The following is a 14,950-nucleotide window of genomic DNA, read 5'->3' as shown; positions in this document are numbered from 1 at the left end:
ATGTGCAACTGCTAGGAGAGGAAGTGCACGAGAGAGATGATTAACCTGGATTTACGTTTTGTCGCCGGTGCGGCGGCAGAGCGTGAGTGGATGCAGCTGCAGCCTGTGGTGGATGAGTGGCATCGGCGCCTAGGGCAGGGTGACGTCCCAGGCGGGGATTTTTTGGGCTGGCTACACTTACCGTCACAGACCCTGGAAGCGGGCCTCTCCGACCTACTGGAGACTGCAGAGCAGATAAAGGAACAATCCGACGCACTGGTCGTCATCGGCATTGGCGGATCGTACCTCGGCGCACGGGCCGCGTTTGAGTGGTGCCAACCGGAAGGATACAATCAGCTCTCCCGCGAACAGCGTAAGGGACCGGAGCTGTATTTTGCCGGGAACCACTTGAGCGCTGACGGTTTGCACGATTTGCTACGGCTTTTGGAAGGCAAGCGGGTGACGTTAAACGTGATCTCCAAGTCGGGTACCACGACGGAGCCTGCGGTGGCGTTCCGCGTTCTGCGCGCTTGGTTGCTCAAGCAAGTGGGGCCCGAAGAGGCCAAGAAACGGATTGTCGCGACAACGGACAAGGCCAAAGGGGCCCTGCGTCAGCTGGCTGAGGAGGAGGGCTACCGTACGTTTGTCATCCCGGACGATGTTGGCGGCCGTTATTCGGTCCTGACGCCCGTCGGTTTGTTGCCGCTGGCCGCCATCGGCATCGACATCCGCGAGCTCTTGCAAGGCGCGGCGACCATGGAGCAAACCTTGTCGACACCCGCACTGACCGAGAACATTGCGTACCGTTACGCGGCTGTGCGCAACGTCCTCTACCGGCGCGGCAAGACGACCGAGATTTTGGCGGTTTACGAGCCCGCGCTGCGGCAGTTTGCTGAGTGGTGGAAGCAGTTATTTGGCGAAAGCGAGGGCAAGGACGGCAAAGGCATCTATCCGTCGTCACTCGGGTTTACGACTGACTTGCATTCGCTGGGTCAATACGTGCAAGAAGGGCTACGGACCTTGTTTGAGACGGTCGTCCAAATCGAACAGCCGCAGCATGAAATCCAGGTTCCGTCCGACAAGTCGCTCGATGATGGCTTGGAGTATCTGGCCGGCCGCGGCGTCTCCTGGGTTAATGACCAGGCTCGCCTGGCGACCGCGTTGGCTCACGCCGACGGGGGAGTTCCCAATTTGTTGGTCTCGGTCAAGGACCGCAGCGCTCGTTCGCTGGGCGGACTGTTCTATTTCTTCGAACTGGCTTGCGCTATGAGCGGTCTCTTGCTCGGGGTCAATCCGTTTGACCAGCCGGGAGTGGAAGCGTACAAGAAGAACATGTTCGCCCTGTTGGGTAAGCCTGACTTCGAGGCGCAGCAGAAGACGATCACGGACCGGATTGCCGGCTACGGCGCCGGGCGTTAAGGATGTACTGTCTGCGCGTTGAGCGCTTGCGTGCGACGGCGCATCCATCGGCAGACTGAAGCCGAAATAGGATTCGCAACGGAATAACTACATCGTGTAACGAACAGGGCTGCGGGGGATACCTTACGCAGCCTTACTGTTATGTGTCCTTCTGCGTTCACGATGGTGTTTTATGATGTAAAATATCTGTATCACGCAATATTCACGCGCTGAAGCGGCGGTTTCTCACGCAGGGCAAAATCTTTAGGGACGCAGGGGGTGCACGACCTATCGACGAGCCAAAAACCCTACTCAAGCAGTTTTTATGGACCAAGAAATGGATGTATGGCCTCTCCACCTTATCGATTGTGGCGTCTGAAGTGGTCACGGTTCAGTTTCCGCATGTGCTTGGGCAGTTTACCGACGCGCTGCAAGCTGGGCGTTTGACCGGCCATGGCATTGCGATGTACAGCCTCGCCTTGCTCATCATTGGCATCCTGTATGTCGTCTTATACGGCATCGGCCAGATGATCAACGGACAGTTGGGAAGGACTTTTGAGTATCAGCTCCGCGAACGCCTGTTTCTCCATTGGGAGCGGCTGTCTGCCGCGTATTATCACAAACGCAGCACGGGCGATCTGCTCAACCACGCCCTGAACGACGTCCGGGCCGTACGGGAAGCTTTGGCGGGAGGAATGAACATCCTGACCAACGCCATCTTTTTGCTCTTGTCCACTCTGTACATGACCTTCCGCACGGTCAACGTGAGGCTCACCCTGGTGTCCATCTTGCCGATTCTCTTGGTGCCCTTATTTGTCATTTACTTCGGTCCTAGGATGCGTGAAGCGTCTCGGCGCGTGCAGGAGGCTTTGTCCGATATGGCCGATCTCACCGAGGAGAGCCTATCCGCCATTCGCCTCATCAAGGCGACCTCGAATGAACCGGTGGAGGCTCACCGCTTCGCGGCCAGACTGGATGCAATTGTTCAGCGCCAAATGAAGATGTTTCGGCGTAGCGCTACGTTTCAGTCCTTGATTCCGCTGATGGGGTCCATCAGTTTTGCCATCGCGCTCTTGTACGGTGGGTCGCTGACCGTGTCCGGTCATATCCACCTCGGCGAGTTTGTCGCATTTACCCTGTATTTGACCATGATGATTCAGCCGCTTCAGCAACTCGGCTTCGTCTTCAACAACTTTCAACGTGCCTCTGCGTCCCTGCGCCGTTTGCACGTCTTGCTGACCGAGCAGCCGGATATCGTGGACGCGCCTCGGCCTGTGCGCCGGGACCTGATTCGCGGTGAGATTGAGGTACGACTCCCGGCTTATACATACCCTGGCGGCCACAGGACGGTCCTGCGCGACATCGAGTTTCACGTGCCGGCCGGTTGGACCGTGGGAATTGTCGGCCGTACGGGCGGCGGCAAGACAACGTTGGTCAATCTTTTGCCGCGGATTTTCGATCCGCCCCAGGGTACGGTGTTCATCGATGGCGTGGATGTCCGTCAGCTGTCCCTGGCCGATCTGCGCGAGGCGATTGCGTACGTGCCTCAGGATGGCTTCTTGTTTTCCACCAGTATTGGGGAAAACATTGGCTTTTCGCGGGAAGAGGTCACACCCGCAGAAATCACCGAGGCCGCCCGGCTGGCTTGCTTGGACGACGATATCGCAGCGCTTCCTGAGAGATACGAAACCCTGATTGGGGAACGGGGCATCACCCTGTCCGGCGGGCAGCGGCAGCGCACGGCCATCGCCCGGGCACTGCTTAAACAAGCACCGATTCTCATTTTGGATGACAGCCTGTCTGCGGTGGACATGAACACGGAAAAGCGTATCCTGGAAAACCTGCGTCGAATCCGCCGTGGCCGGACTACGATTGTGGTTGCCCATCGTCTGTCCGCCGTGCGCCATGCCGATCTCATTCTCGTTCTGGACGATGGGGTGATTGTCGAACGGGGGACGCACGACGAACTGCTGGCGGCCGGTGGTGTGTACGCTTCCATCTATGCCCTGCAGGAGGAAGGAGGAGTGGCGGGATGAGTGCATCGTCGAACGCGGGGCCGGTCCGTCCCAACCAGGGTGCTGGGATACACAGCCTGACGCGCCTGCTGCCGTATGCGCGCCCATACATATGGAACTTCCTCGCTGTCGTGGCCCTGGTCGTGATTTTCAACACGACTTCGGTTCTACAGCCCTACTTGGTTAAAATTGCCATAGACAGCGACATCTCGGTGGCCCATCCCAATCTGCATGGGGTGTTCGTCATCAGCCTCGTCTACATCGGGGTGGTGGCGGTGGGCGTCGTCGCTAACTACCTCCAGATTTTGCTCCTGCAATACACCGGTCAAAGCGTGATTCAACGCATTCGCCAGGACTTATTCGAACACATCGAGCGCCAGTCGATGGCCTTTTTTGACGAGCGAGCCCTGGGCCGACTCGTTACCAATGTGTCCAGTGATACAGAGACGGTCAGTCAATTCTTTACGCAGTTTTTTCTCAGCCTCATCCGCGACGGACTGTCCATTGTCATGATTGTTGTGGCGATGTTTCAATTAAATGCACGGATAGCGCTCGAGTGTATGGTGGTCATCCCGGTGATTTTTGCAATTTCGATGTTGTTTCGCCGGCGTCTGCGGCAGCGCTATCAAACGACGCGCACGCGCCTGTCCAACATCGTCGCGTTTCTGGCGGAAAACCTCGCCGGCATGCGCATCATCCAGATTTTTCGCCAGGAGTCCCGGCAGGCCCAAGCCTTCGCGGAGCTGAACGGGCTCCACTACCGCGCCAACGTGGCGGAATACCGCCTGTCGGTGATGTTCAACCGGTCTCTGGAGTTGTTTGGCAACGTGGCGGTGGCGCTAATGGCCTGGGTCGGCGGCACCGCCGTCCTTCACCATGCCATCCCGTTCGGCACCTTGTACGCGTTCATCAGCTACATTCGGCAGTTTTTCCAGCCGATTAACTCTATTACCCAGCAGTGGAACACCCTTCAGTCGTCGATGGTGGCGGCGGAGCGCATCGGCGGGGTGCTGCGGGTAGAGCCGACGATTACCGACCCGCCCAAGCCAACGGTCATTGAGCCAACATCCGTGCGTGGGCGGGTGGAGTTTGATCACGTCTGGTTTGGCTACCGCCCCGACCGACCGGTGCTCAAAGACATCCACTTCACGGCGGAACCGGGCCAGTTCATCGGCATTGTTGGCCCCACGGGGGCTGGGAAGAGTTCTATCATGAGTCTCTTGGTCCGTTTTTACGATCCGTCCAGCGGATCCATCCGTATTGACGGCATGGACATCCAACGCCTACGCCAGACCGATCTCCACCGGTTGGTCGGTATGGTACAACAGGACGTCTACTTGTTCACGGGCAGCGTATTCGACAACATCCGCCTGTTTCGCGAGGATATCGGGGAGGAGGACGTGGTTCGAGCGGCCCGCGCAGTGGGGGCGGATACGGTCATTGAGCGCCTGCCGGAGGGATACCATACACGCCTGTTTGCGAAGGGAGCCAACCTGTCGATGGGGGAACGGCAGTTGATCTCCTTTGCCCGTATTGTCGCTTTAAATCCCAAGGTCTTAATTCTCGATGAGGCGACGGCAAACCTCGACAGCCGTACCGAAGCGCTGGTTCAGCGCGGGCTGACGGCGGTGGCCAAGGACCGTACGACCCTGGTGATTGCGCACCGATTGTCGACCATTCGGCATGCCGACCAAATCTTGGTTTTGGACCAAGGACGCATTGTCGAGCGAGGAAGCCATGACGAATTGTTGCGCTTGGGTGGTCATTACGCGGATCTCCATCGTAAATCCGGCATAGAGGCGGAAGCGGACATGTATAAATCGGGACCGTTGATGCAATCTAACCGGTAAAAAATGGTTAACCCGAAGGAGGATATGTCCGTTGTCGCAGCAAGTTCAACGTAAGACGGGCAGCATTCGTCGACCAAGGGGGCGGAGTATTAGGATTTGGCATCACCGTCAACCGTGTGCTCGGCTTGGCATCCGTTGGCGCGCCCGTGGTGTGTGTCTGGCGGTCGGTTGGTCGTTCGCCCTGGTGTTCAGCGGGATGACCAGCTCCATCGCCTGGGCGGCAGCTCGCGCCGATGCGGACGCGAAAGCTTCACACCCGGTCGTCTATCAGGTGGTGACCGATGAGATTCGGGCCAAACAGGCGGACGGATCGGTGAAAGAGGTTTATCGGTTTGACCCTGGCGTGTATGTGGTCAACCAAGGCGACACAGTCGATTTGCGCATTCGCGGGCTGAAGGGGCACACCCATCCGGTGTATCTCGAACACTATAACGTGCAGGGGGTCGTACAGCGCAATCAGGTGTTGTCTCTGCAATTCCACGCGGATAAGCCCGGGGTGTTTCGGCTCATCTGTACAAGCCACCAGGACGCGGCCCACGAAGGACCGATGGAAGGATATCTGGTGGTTGTACCAAAGCATGCTCATGGACATTCGCAGGTAAAGACCCGTTGACCATGCCCACGTATGCTATGATAGGGGGGATGTGAGAGGATTGGGAGGATGTATTCGTGGCCGATTCCTGGAAAGACTTTGAGTTTGACAAGGTGCGGGTGAGCGCGGTATTGGCGGCGACCTGGTCTCAGTATCGGGCGCACGTGCGTTATTGGCTGACGGCAACCGTGTGCATTTTGGTGCCGTATTTGGTCTTGCTCGCCATATTCGATTACCATGCGGTCAGTCAGTGGACGGATGTATTCCAGGTGCTTTTGCACAGTAAATCGGTGGAGCAATGGCTCAACGCTTCGCAGGCGACGACCGGAACTGCGGGCGATAATTCGGCGGTGGTCGCCGTGCTCGGCTTGCTGCGCGCCCTTGTGGTGATGCCGCTGTTGTTCGGCATGCTGCTCCGTTTATCCTTGCACCTCGCGGCCCACAGGAAATCTCCGTCCTTAGATGAATCCCTCTCTGTGTCTGCCCGGCGCCTGTTTGCCGTGGCCGTCACTACCGTTCTCTGGTGGTTTTTGTGGTTGGTTGTGCTGACTGTGATGGTCTTTATAGCCAGCCTAATAGCCTCCTTTGCGGTCGCGGTCGCGGGTGGAAATGTCGCCGGGGTTATTGTCGCCAGCATCTTCGCACTGGCCGCTTTGGTCGTGGGAATCTGGATTGCTGTGCGCTGCTCACAGACGTCTCCCATCGTCTTTACAGAGTCGATCATGCTGTGGTCGGCCATTCGCCGTTCCTGGAACCTGACCCGCAAACAAGGCTGGCGGGTCTTTTGGGTGTTGGTCGTCACGTTTTTCTTTGTTTCTTTGGTGCAGGCCGCGATTGGTCTTTTGGTTGCAGGCTTTGTCCATAACCCGATTGTCACCGTGGTAGTCAACGGGATTGTGCTTGTCTTCACTTCCCCGTTCTCCATGCTCGCACAAGCCAACTTGTACGTTCACCTCCGGAGCCGTCAAGGGGAATTCAATCCGGTCATTCGTTAGGGCGTCTGCCTGCGACCGGCAAGGGGGTGAGCGAGTGTCCGAACGGCGCAGATGGTTTTTGTGGCCCTATGCTTTGCTTTGGGTATGGGTGGTTTGGTTTGCAGTATACGCGATGCGCCCCCTGACCGATCCGGACACCCCTTGGCACCTGGCTGCCGGATTTTACATGTTGGCCCACCACGAGGTACCGACCACGGACCCGTTCTCCTGGACGATGCGCGGCTACCCCTGGGTCACCCATGAGTGGTTGTTTGAAGTCGTCCTGGCGTGGTTGACAAAGCGGTTTCAGTTCTTGGGGGCTTGGTTGTTGTACGCCGGCCTGCATGCATGGACCGTCTTTATGCTCTACCGACTTGGCGTCAATGCCTCCGGAGGTGCCCGCGGCTTAAGCGCCTTGGCGGCTTGTACCGCTACCTGGGTGGCGCTCGACTTTTGGACCTTGCGCCCGCAGCTGGTGTCGTATCTCTTGTTTACGGTGTTTCTTTGGGCGTTGAGCCTTATCCGCAACGGCCGACAGGCCATCATTTGGTTGCTGCCGCCGCTGTTGTGGCTCTGGGCGAACGCGCACGCGTCGGCCAGCATCGGAATTGTCGTGATTCTGCTTGAGGTCATGCTTAGTTTCGTACCCTCCATCGGTCGACTGCAAGCCTTCTGTCTCTCCTGGGGTATCCGTATCCGTCTCTTGGCCGCCTCCGGAATCGGCCTCGCCCTGGGCTTGCTCAATCCGAACCACCTGCAGGCGTTCACCTATGGATTGTTGTCGACCAACAAAGACTTGGTGGATAACATCATGGAGTGGCATTCTCCAAATTTCCATGACGCCTCGTTTCAGCAGGTCGTACTTCCGTTTCTGATTGTCGTTTTTCTGGTCTTGTTGGCACGTCCCGTTCACTTGCCGCTCCGGGAGACTCTGTTTTTTGGCGGCGCGTTTGCCGTGACGTTGATTTATCAGCGGTTTTTGCCCTATACCACGATTTGCGCCGTGCCGCTCCTCACACAGGTCCTCGCGGATTGGGAGAAGCGGATGGTCCACTTGTTCGACTGGCGGTGGCTCCGGTGGGTGTCTCGGGGCATCAGCGCCGTGGCTGTTGCCGCCATCACCCTCTATGGGGTACACCACTGGGATGGGGTAAAAGGACCGCTGGATAAGCACCTGAGCACCAGTGCCTATCCGGTGGCGGCGGTCGACTACTTAGAGCGGCACGGCCTGACGAAGCGGCTCCTGAATGCGTATGACTGGGGCGGCTACCTCATCTATCGCGGCGTGCCGACCTTCGTCGATGGCCGGACCGACGTGTTCCTGAAAAGCGGCGTGTTTGATGATTACCTGGCGCTGCAAAACGTGTGGTGGCAGTGTGCCGAGTTATTGAGTAAATACCGGTTTCAAGCGGCTTTGTTCCCGCCGGGCTACTCCATTGTCACCTATCTGGAGAGTCAATCCGATTGGCAGGTCGTCTATCAGGACGACACGGCCGTGGTCCTCGTACACAAACCGGCTCAGCACACGGCGGGTTGAGCACGGCACATGGCAGGGCGCCCATGCATAGGGTAAGCGAGGATATGCATGGGGGGCGGAATGAAGATGTTGATATATACCGTCAAGCCGGGAGACACCGTCACCCGGATTGCCGACAAATTTGGGGTCTCCACCCGACGAATTCTACGCCTGAACGAATTAGGCCAGCGGGATCGGTTGACCGTAGGCCTGCACTTGCTCTTGCCTTCACGCAATCGCTATATGGCACAGCCCTACGTCGTCAGGGCAGGGGAGACGATACCGCAGCTGGCACGCCGTATTGGTGTCACGGAACAAGAGCTGCGTGCTTGGCTCGGGCATCGGGAGGCCGAGGCGCTGATCGCGGGGCGGACCTTGTACCTTCCCGAACCCGTGGTACAAAGGCGAACCATCGAAGTGAACGCTTATTTGCTGCCGCAAGGAAGCAGCAGCGATGCCAATCTCGTTGCGGAAATCGAAAACCTGACATACCTCTCCATCTTTAGCTACCAGGCTCGGGCAGATGGGAGTGTGGTGCCACAGCACGATGAGGAAGCGATACGCGCTGCAAAGCGACTTGGCATCCGGCCGTTGGTCACGGTGACGAATTTTGACGGCAACACGTTCAACACCGAACTGGCCCATACGATTCTCAGCAACAGTTCGATTCGTGGGCGGCTCATTGCCAACATGCTGCAGGTCGCTCGGCAAAAGGGGTTTGCGGGCATCAACGTGGACTTTGAACACCTGCGTCCGGAAGACCGCCAGCTGTACAATCAGTTTGTCCGCGAGGTCGGGACTGAGGCGCGTAGAAACCAGTTGTCGATCTCCATCGCGCTCGGTCCCAAGACTTCCGATATGCCGATGGCCTCTTGGATGGGGGCGTTCGATTACCGTGCCCTGGGGGCTGTTGTCGATTTTCTGATGTTGATGACGTATGAGTGGGGATGGGTCGGTGGTCCTCCGATGGCGGTGGCGCCCATCAATCAGGTGAAGGCCGTGTTGGATTATGCTACGTCCCAAATCGACTCGACCAAGATCTTGATGGGCATGGCTCTTTACGGGTATGACTGGGCTTTGCCGTGGCGGCAGGGTGAACGGGCCGCTGGGTTATCCTCCGAATCGGCCATGGAATTGGCGATTGAGCGCGAAGCGGAAGTCTTGTGGGATGAGCCGTCCGCGTCTCCGTATTTCCACTACACGGACGAACAGGGGCGGCGTCACGTGGTATGGTTTGAGGACGCCCTGAGCGTGGCAGCAAAGTTTCATCTGATTGAGGAATACCGGCTACGAGGCTTAAGTTATTGGGTGTTGCCCAACAGTTTCCCGCAGAATTGGTACTTGTTGAGTGATGTGTTCGAGGTTCGACGCGGACAAACGGCGCCGGGTGGCCAAACGGCACCTGCAGGAACGCCGGCAAGCCGCAAGAAGCGGCGCCTATAAAACCTATGGGAGGCCTTGAGGTGGCGCCACTTCCTGCCTACTGTCCGGTGTCAGCTCGGGGACGCCGACGAGGAAACGACCGACGCGGGCAGCAGTGCCTTCAACGATTCTGGCAAGGCAAAGGCGGCGCGGTGCAGGTCTTCGTTGTACCAGCGCGTTGGCCAGGACAGCCGGGTGCGCGGAACGCTCAGGTCGAGGCCTTTGCTGCCCGCGGTAAACGTGAATAGACCCCCCGGATAGGTGGGGATGGTTGTCCAATATACTTGGCAGGTTGGAAAGCGCTCGGCCACGTCGTGACTGACGCGGCGGACAACGTCCGGATCGTAAAAGGGCGTGCCGGAGTGCTGTACGTATGCTCCGCCCGGTTTCAAGGCGCGCAGAACGGACGCGTGGAACTCGGACGTGTATAGCCACTGTCCAGCAGTGGTGTCCGGATCGGTCGAGTCGACCAGAATGAGGTCGTATACCTCGGGGCGACTATTGCTCAGGAACTGGGCACCATCCTGATACGTGATGCTCATCCTTGGGTCCTGCAGGCTTCGCGTGTGCCGCGGCAGGTATGTACAGGACAGGCTGACGACTTCTTCGTCAATCTCAACCATCTTCAGTTCTTGCACACGCGAGTCCTGCAAGACGGTGGATGCCAACCCGCAATCCCCGCCGCCCAGGATGAGCACGCGTTGGGGATTCGGATGAGCGCTCAAGGGAACTCCGGCCAGCATCTCGTGATAAATGTATTCATCTCCGGCCGTGGTCTGCATGACACCATCCAGCACCAGGGCTGTGCCAAACTCCTCGGTCTCCACAAATTCAATCTGCTGGAAACGAGACCGTCCCGAGTACAGCATCTTGTTTACCTTCCAGCCGAGGAAGTGCCCAGGGGCCGCCGGCTCGTGAAACCAAAACGGCAACGCCAATCTCCTCCTTGAACCATGACCTCAATACCAGTTTAGCAAATTTGCGGAACTCATGCCGAACACGAAGGCTTGGGTGGTGTCGGAGAATCGCCACCATCCGGAGCCCGGAACAAGGTACAATTATGGAGGGCGGCGCTCTATCCAGGGGTGCAGCTCTGGTAAGAGCGTAAAGTTGCAGAGGCTAGGAGGGCGTCGTTTGTGACGGAAATGCAGAACAAGGACATTCTGGCAACGAATATCCGGGATTTGCTGATTCCAGTGGAGAATGTAGCTTGTGTCCAACCGTTCAACAACCTGGAACACGCACTCTTGGTCTTGATAAAGAGCGGTTACTCGGCCATTCCGGTTCTCGATACACGCTCTCACGTTCAGGGTATTATCAGTAAGACGATGATTCTCGATGCCATCCTAGGCAACGAACGAATTGAGTTTGAAAAGTTATCCGAATCCACGGTTGATCAAGTCATGCAAAAGGAGGTGCCCTGCATCCGGGCGCAGGAATCGCTGTTGCGGGCGCTGGAATTGTCCATCAACCGGCCGTTTCTGTGTGTGGTGGAAGACGGTGGTGAACTGTTGGGTATTCTGACTCGGCGGGCGCTGTTAGTGCTGCTTTACAAATTCGTTCGCGATCAACGCGCGTAAAGGAGGCCGGGGTGGGCGGGGCCTTGGGAGCAGGTCCCGCCTTCAAAAATTTTTTATGTATCTAGAAGGAGTTCCACAATTTCTGTCGAATTTCATTCTATCGTGAAAACTAAAATGACTTACCATATTTTCGAAAGCGCTTTCTGATAAGCGAGGAAGGTGCCGTGTGACGACCATCTACGACATAGCCAAGCGTGCAGGTGTCTCGGCTGCCACGGTATCCAAAGTACTCAACGGGTACCGGGACGTCAGCCTGGAAACGCGGTTGAAAGTACGGCGGATTACGGAAGAACTGGGCTACCGGCCAAGCGCGGTGGCGCGTAGTTTGGCGACAAAACGCACCATGTGCATTGGCGTGTTCTTCGAGGACTACGTGAATGTTGGTCTGCGCCATCCGTTTTTCAATGATTTGATTTCCGCGTTTCGGGATGTGGTCGGACGTCAAGGCTACGATGTGCTGTTTTTTGCCGATCGGCAATTGGACGAGGTGTTAAGCGGTTTCGAGGCACGCGCCCGCCATCGTGAAGTGGATGGGGTGTTGGTCTTCGGCGTGCCACGCATGGACCCGAGACTACTCGAGCTGGCTAACAGCCAGATTCCGTGCGTATTCATCGATTTAGATTTGGTAGGTTCGCGGGCCAGTTACCTGACCTCCGACAACATTGGTGGGGCGATGGCGGCGGTTCGCTATCTGGTCGAGTGCGGTCATCGAGAAATCGCTTTCTTCGGGGATGAACTTGCCTCCAAACCGGGACAGGACCGGTTGATTGGGTACCAACAGGAACTGCGTCGGCGCAACCTTCCATTTCGTCCGGAGTGGATCTTGAAAGGTGACTTTATGGAAGAGAGTGGGTACCGGGCGGCTTGCCGGCTGCTGGAGTGTGCCGAGCGGCCAACGGCCCTATTCTGCGCCAGTGACCTGATGGCCATCGGCGCCATCCGCGCGCTTCGTGAACATGGCTTGGAGGTAGGGAAGGACATTTCGGTGATTGGTTTTGATGACATTACCTTGGCTCGGTATGTGACACCCGGATTGACCACCATCCGCCAGGCGCGTGAAGAGATGGGGCGCAAGGCGGCCGAGGAGCTGCTGGGGCTGATTGGCGAACCCGGAAAACTCCCGAGCATCATCACGGTCCCCACGGAGCTGGTGGTACGCGAAACCGTAGGGAGTCCGCGGTCTGTGGAAAGACGTCCAGTGCAGAACTGATTGAAAGACAAGAGAGAAACCGAAAAGATCAGGGGGGGGAGTGTGGCATGTGGTGCCGTGCACCCACGAAAGAAATCGGTTTCGAGCGCGGCCCGTTAGACCTGATCTGCACGCGCATGCGGGCGTTGACTGCAGGTCACAGTCTATATCCACGTTGACGCCGATATGACGGAAGCTTTCGAAGGAGGTCGAATGAGAGATGAAAAAACATTGGAAGATCAGTAGTGCCGCCGCTGTCGCGATAGCGCTTTCGGCAGCCATCGCCGGCTGTGGTTCTGGGTCTGGTGGGACCACGAACAACGGTAGCAGCTCCTCTGGCAAAACCAATGCGACGCCATCGCACGGCAGTGGACAGGGGCAGTCACTGGTGATGGTGCCCGCACCGTACGGCAGCTTTCAACGGAACTTCAACCCGTTCCAAACGACGGCCAATCCGGGAACGGATGGATTTATCTATGAACCGTTATTTTATTACAACCTGGTGGGACCGGAGAAGTATGGGCTCCTTGGGAAGAGCATGTCGTGGAGTAATGGCAACAAGACGCTCACTGTGACGCTGCGCGACAACGTCAAATGGTCCGATGGGCAGAAGTTCACGTCCAAAGACGTGGTGTTCACGTTCAATCTGTTGAAGAAAAATCCGGCGCTCGATACCAGTGGTGTATGGCAGGAACTCGCAGACGTCAAGGCGGACGGTGACTACAAGGTCGTTTTCGATTTCAAGAAGCCCGACGTTCCGTTTGCCATGTACGTACTGGAGACCTACATCGTGCCGGAGCACATCTGGAAAAACGTTCAGGACCCAAAGAAGACCAACAACGAGAATCCGGTTGGCACAGGTCCGTATGTACTGGACAGCTTCTCGTCCCAAGATTACAAGTTTAAGGCCAATCCGGACTACTATCTGGGCAAACCGCCGGTGCCGGAGATTGACATGCCGGCGTACAGCAGTAACGACTCGGCGAACCTGGCGCTGGCCAAGGGGGAAGCGGACTGGTCGAGCCAGTTCATCCCGAACATCCAAAACGTCTATGTGTCTAAAAGCGCGAATAACCATTACTGGTTCCCGCCCAACAACAACGTTCAGGTGATTCCCAATCTGAAAAACCCGATTCTCAGCAACCTGACGGTGCGCAAGGCCATAAGTTTGGCGATTGACCGCAGCGCTTTAATTAAAAAGGCTGAATACGGATATCCACAGGCCTCCAATCCGACCGGAGTGCTACTGCCGATTATGAGAGACTGGCTCGACCCCAGCCTGCCAAAAGAAGACACCCAGTTTACGTATAACCAACAGCAGGCGATAAAGCTGCTGGAGGATGCGGGCTTCAAAAAGAACTCAAGTGGCGTATTTGAGACCCCGGACGGAAAGCCACTGTCCTTTACGCTTCAGGTTGTAGCGGGTTGGACCGACTGGGATATGTCGGCGCAGATGATTGCCCAAGACTTGCAAAAAATCGGTATTAAGGTTCAGGTTCAACAGCAGCAGTACGGCGGCTACATGTCGATGCTGCAAGACCACAAATTCGAGTTGGCCATTTATTCGTCGGGTACAGGGCCCAATCCATACTACATCTACAAAACCACGTACGGCAAGAATGGTCCGCAAAACTATGAGCAATTTAGCAACTCCGACGTGGAGAAAGCGTTGCAGGAGTTCTCGACGACGACTAATGCCAGCACGCAAAAACAGGCGGTCTATAAAATTGAGAAGATTGTCGCTGAGCAATTGCCGACCATTCCGCTTTTCGAGGGCCCAACCTGGTATGAGTACAACGACAGCAAATACACCGGTTGGCCAGATGCGAACAATCCGTATGTGACGCCTGCCGCCTGGGCTTGGCCAGCGCCGGAAATTGTCGTGATGCACTTGAAACCGCGCTCTTAGTTTCAATGTCGCATTGCGGGTTTGCGGCGGGAAGTGACAGGACTGCGCATAGTGCGTCGGTCCTGCATCCGGGCAGAAGGATTTCTACTCCTTCTGCCCCCCCGCATGTCGAGAACCTGGTATTCAAGCCGGTATTCAAGGAGGCGCGAGCGTGCGATACGTCATCAACCGGTTGGTGTTTTTCGTCATCTCGGTGTGGGCTGCGGTCACCATCAACTTCATCCTGCCGCGGATGATGCCGGGCGATCCGGCCGAGGCCATGTTCGCTAAGTTTCAGGGCCACCTGACGCCCTACGCGCTGCACGCCTTGGAACTGCAGTTTGGTTTTAGCAACAAGCCGCTCATCCTGCAGTACTTCGATTATTTAAAAGGACTGTTAACCGGCAACTGGGGACTATCCTTCACCTACTACCCAACGCCGACGACTGCGGTCATCGGCCACAGCCTGCCGTGGACGATTGCGTTGGTGGGGGTGGCGACGCTGCTTTCGGTCTTCGCCGGCACGGGGGCGGGTATCTATGTGGCC

12 protein-coding genes are annotated in these 14,950 nt (G+C 57.0%); 11 read left to right on the top strand and 1 reads right to left on the bottom strand.

What is annotated here, in order from left to right:
• The first annotated feature begins 36 nt into the window (after nt 1-36).
• From H522_RS0114445 to H522_RS19640, 7 genes are all read left to right on the top strand, one after another.
• Nucleotides 37-1,398, top strand: a complete 1,362-nt coding sequence (locus H522_RS0114445; RefSeq protein WP_051344317.1) for a glucose-6-phosphate isomerase — start codon at nt 37-39, stop codon at nt 1,396-1,398.
• Nucleotides 1,399-1,718: 320 nt separating this feature from the next.
• On the top strand, nt 1,719-3,413 hold the full coding sequence (locus H522_RS0114440) for an ABC transporter ATP-binding protein (protein WP_051344316.1): 1,695 nt from the start codon (nt 1,719-1,721) through the stop codon (nt 3,411-3,413).
• Nucleotides 3,410-5,242: an ABC transporter ATP-binding protein gene (locus H522_RS19650; protein WP_051344315.1), complete on the top strand. Its 1,833-nt coding sequence runs from the start codon at nt 3,410-3,412 to the stop codon at nt 5,240-5,242. Before H522_RS0114440 ends, H522_RS19650 begins: the two co-directional genes overlap by 4 nt.
• A 31-nt stretch (nt 5,243-5,273) precedes the next feature.
• A complete protein-coding gene (locus H522_RS20710) occupies nt 5,274-5,855 on the top strand; it encodes a cupredoxin domain-containing protein (protein ID WP_051344314.1) in 582 nt (193 codons plus the stop codon).
• A 56-nt stretch (nt 5,856-5,911) separates the two neighbouring features.
• Nucleotides 5,912-6,829: a hypothetical protein gene (locus tag H522_RS0114425; RefSeq protein ID WP_026962882.1), complete on the top strand. Its 918-nt coding sequence runs from the start codon at nt 5,912-5,914 to the stop codon at nt 6,827-6,829.
• Nucleotides 6,830-6,863: 34 nt separating this feature from the next.
• A complete protein-coding gene (locus tag H522_RS0114420) occupies nt 6,864-8,345 on the top strand; it encodes a hypothetical protein (RefSeq protein WP_051344313.1) in 1,482 nt (493 codons plus the stop codon).
• Between the two features lie 60 nt (nt 8,346-8,405).
• Nucleotides 8,406-9,767: a glycosyl hydrolase family 18 protein gene (locus tag H522_RS19640; RefSeq protein WP_051344312.1), complete on the top strand. Its 1,362-nt coding sequence runs from the start codon at nt 8,406-8,408 to the stop codon at nt 9,765-9,767.
• A 50-nt stretch (nt 9,768-9,817) separates the two neighbouring features.
• Here H522_RS19640 and speE read toward each other — a convergent pair whose 3' ends face one another.
• Nucleotides 9,818-10,678 carry a polyamine aminopropyltransferase gene (gene speE / locus H522_RS0114410; protein WP_035454190.1) on the bottom strand — a complete coding sequence of 287 codons (861 nt, stop codon included), beginning with the start codon at nt 10,676-10,678 and terminating at the stop codon, nt 9,818-9,820.
• Between the two features lie 213 nt (nt 10,679-10,891).
• Between speE and cbpB the strand changes: the two genes are divergently transcribed.
• The 4 genes from cbpB to H522_RS0114390 form a co-directional block, all read left to right on the top strand.
• Entirely contained in the window at nt 10,892-11,326 is a 435-nt protein-coding gene (gene cbpB / locus H522_RS0114405; RefSeq protein WP_026962879.1) for a cyclic-di-AMP-binding protein CbpB, read from the top strand.
• 166 nt (nt 11,327-11,492) lie between these two features.
• Complete coding sequence (locus tag H522_RS0114400) at nt 11,493-12,536, top strand: LacI family DNA-binding transcriptional regulator (RefSeq protein ID WP_026962878.1); 1,044 nt, start codon at nt 11,493-11,495, stop codon at nt 12,534-12,536.
• 199 nt (nt 12,537-12,735) lie between these two features.
• Nucleotides 12,736-14,424: an ABC transporter substrate-binding protein gene (locus tag H522_RS0114395; RefSeq protein WP_026962877.1), complete on the top strand. Its 1,689-nt coding sequence runs from the start codon at nt 12,736-12,738 to the stop codon at nt 14,422-14,424.
• Nucleotides 14,425-14,575: 151 nt separating this feature from the next.
• The coding region (locus H522_RS0114390; RefSeq protein ID WP_026962876.1) for an ABC transporter permease family protein at nt 14,576-14,950 on the top strand (375 nt) is incomplete at its 3' end.

It is taken from the genome of Alicyclobacillus herbarius DSM 13609 (assembly GCF_000430585.1).
GTDB lineage: Bacteria > Bacillota > Bacilli > Alicyclobacillales > Alicyclobacillaceae > Alicyclobacillus_G > Alicyclobacillus_G herbarius.
Note: the sequence above shows the minus strand (reverse complement) of the source record. Positions and strands in the feature narration are given on the sequence as shown.

What these genes read in the sequence shown, in the direction of transcription:
- H522_RS0114445 (WP_051344317.1), top strand. Translation starts at nt 37, where the DNA reads ATGATTAACCTGGATTTACGTTTTGTCGCCGGTGCGGCGGCAGAGCGT.
- H522_RS0114440 (WP_051344316.1), top strand. Translation starts at nt 1,719, where the DNA reads ATGTATGGCCTCTCCACCTTATCGATTGTGGCGTCTGAAGTGGTCACG.
- H522_RS19650 (WP_051344315.1), top strand. Translation starts at nt 3,410, where the DNA reads ATGAGTGCATCGTCGAACGCGGGGCCGGTCCGTCCCAACCAGGGTGCT.
- H522_RS19640 (WP_051344312.1), top strand. Translation starts at nt 8,406, where the DNA reads ATGAAGATGTTGATATATACCGTCAAGCCGGGAGACACCGTCACCCGG.
- cbpB (WP_026962879.1), top strand. Translation starts at nt 10,892, where the DNA reads ATGCAGAACAAGGACATTCTGGCAACGAATATCCGGGATTTGCTGATT.
- H522_RS0114395 (WP_026962877.1), top strand. Translation starts at nt 12,736, where the DNA reads ATGAAAAAACATTGGAAGATCAGTAGTGCCGCCGCTGTCGCGATAGCG.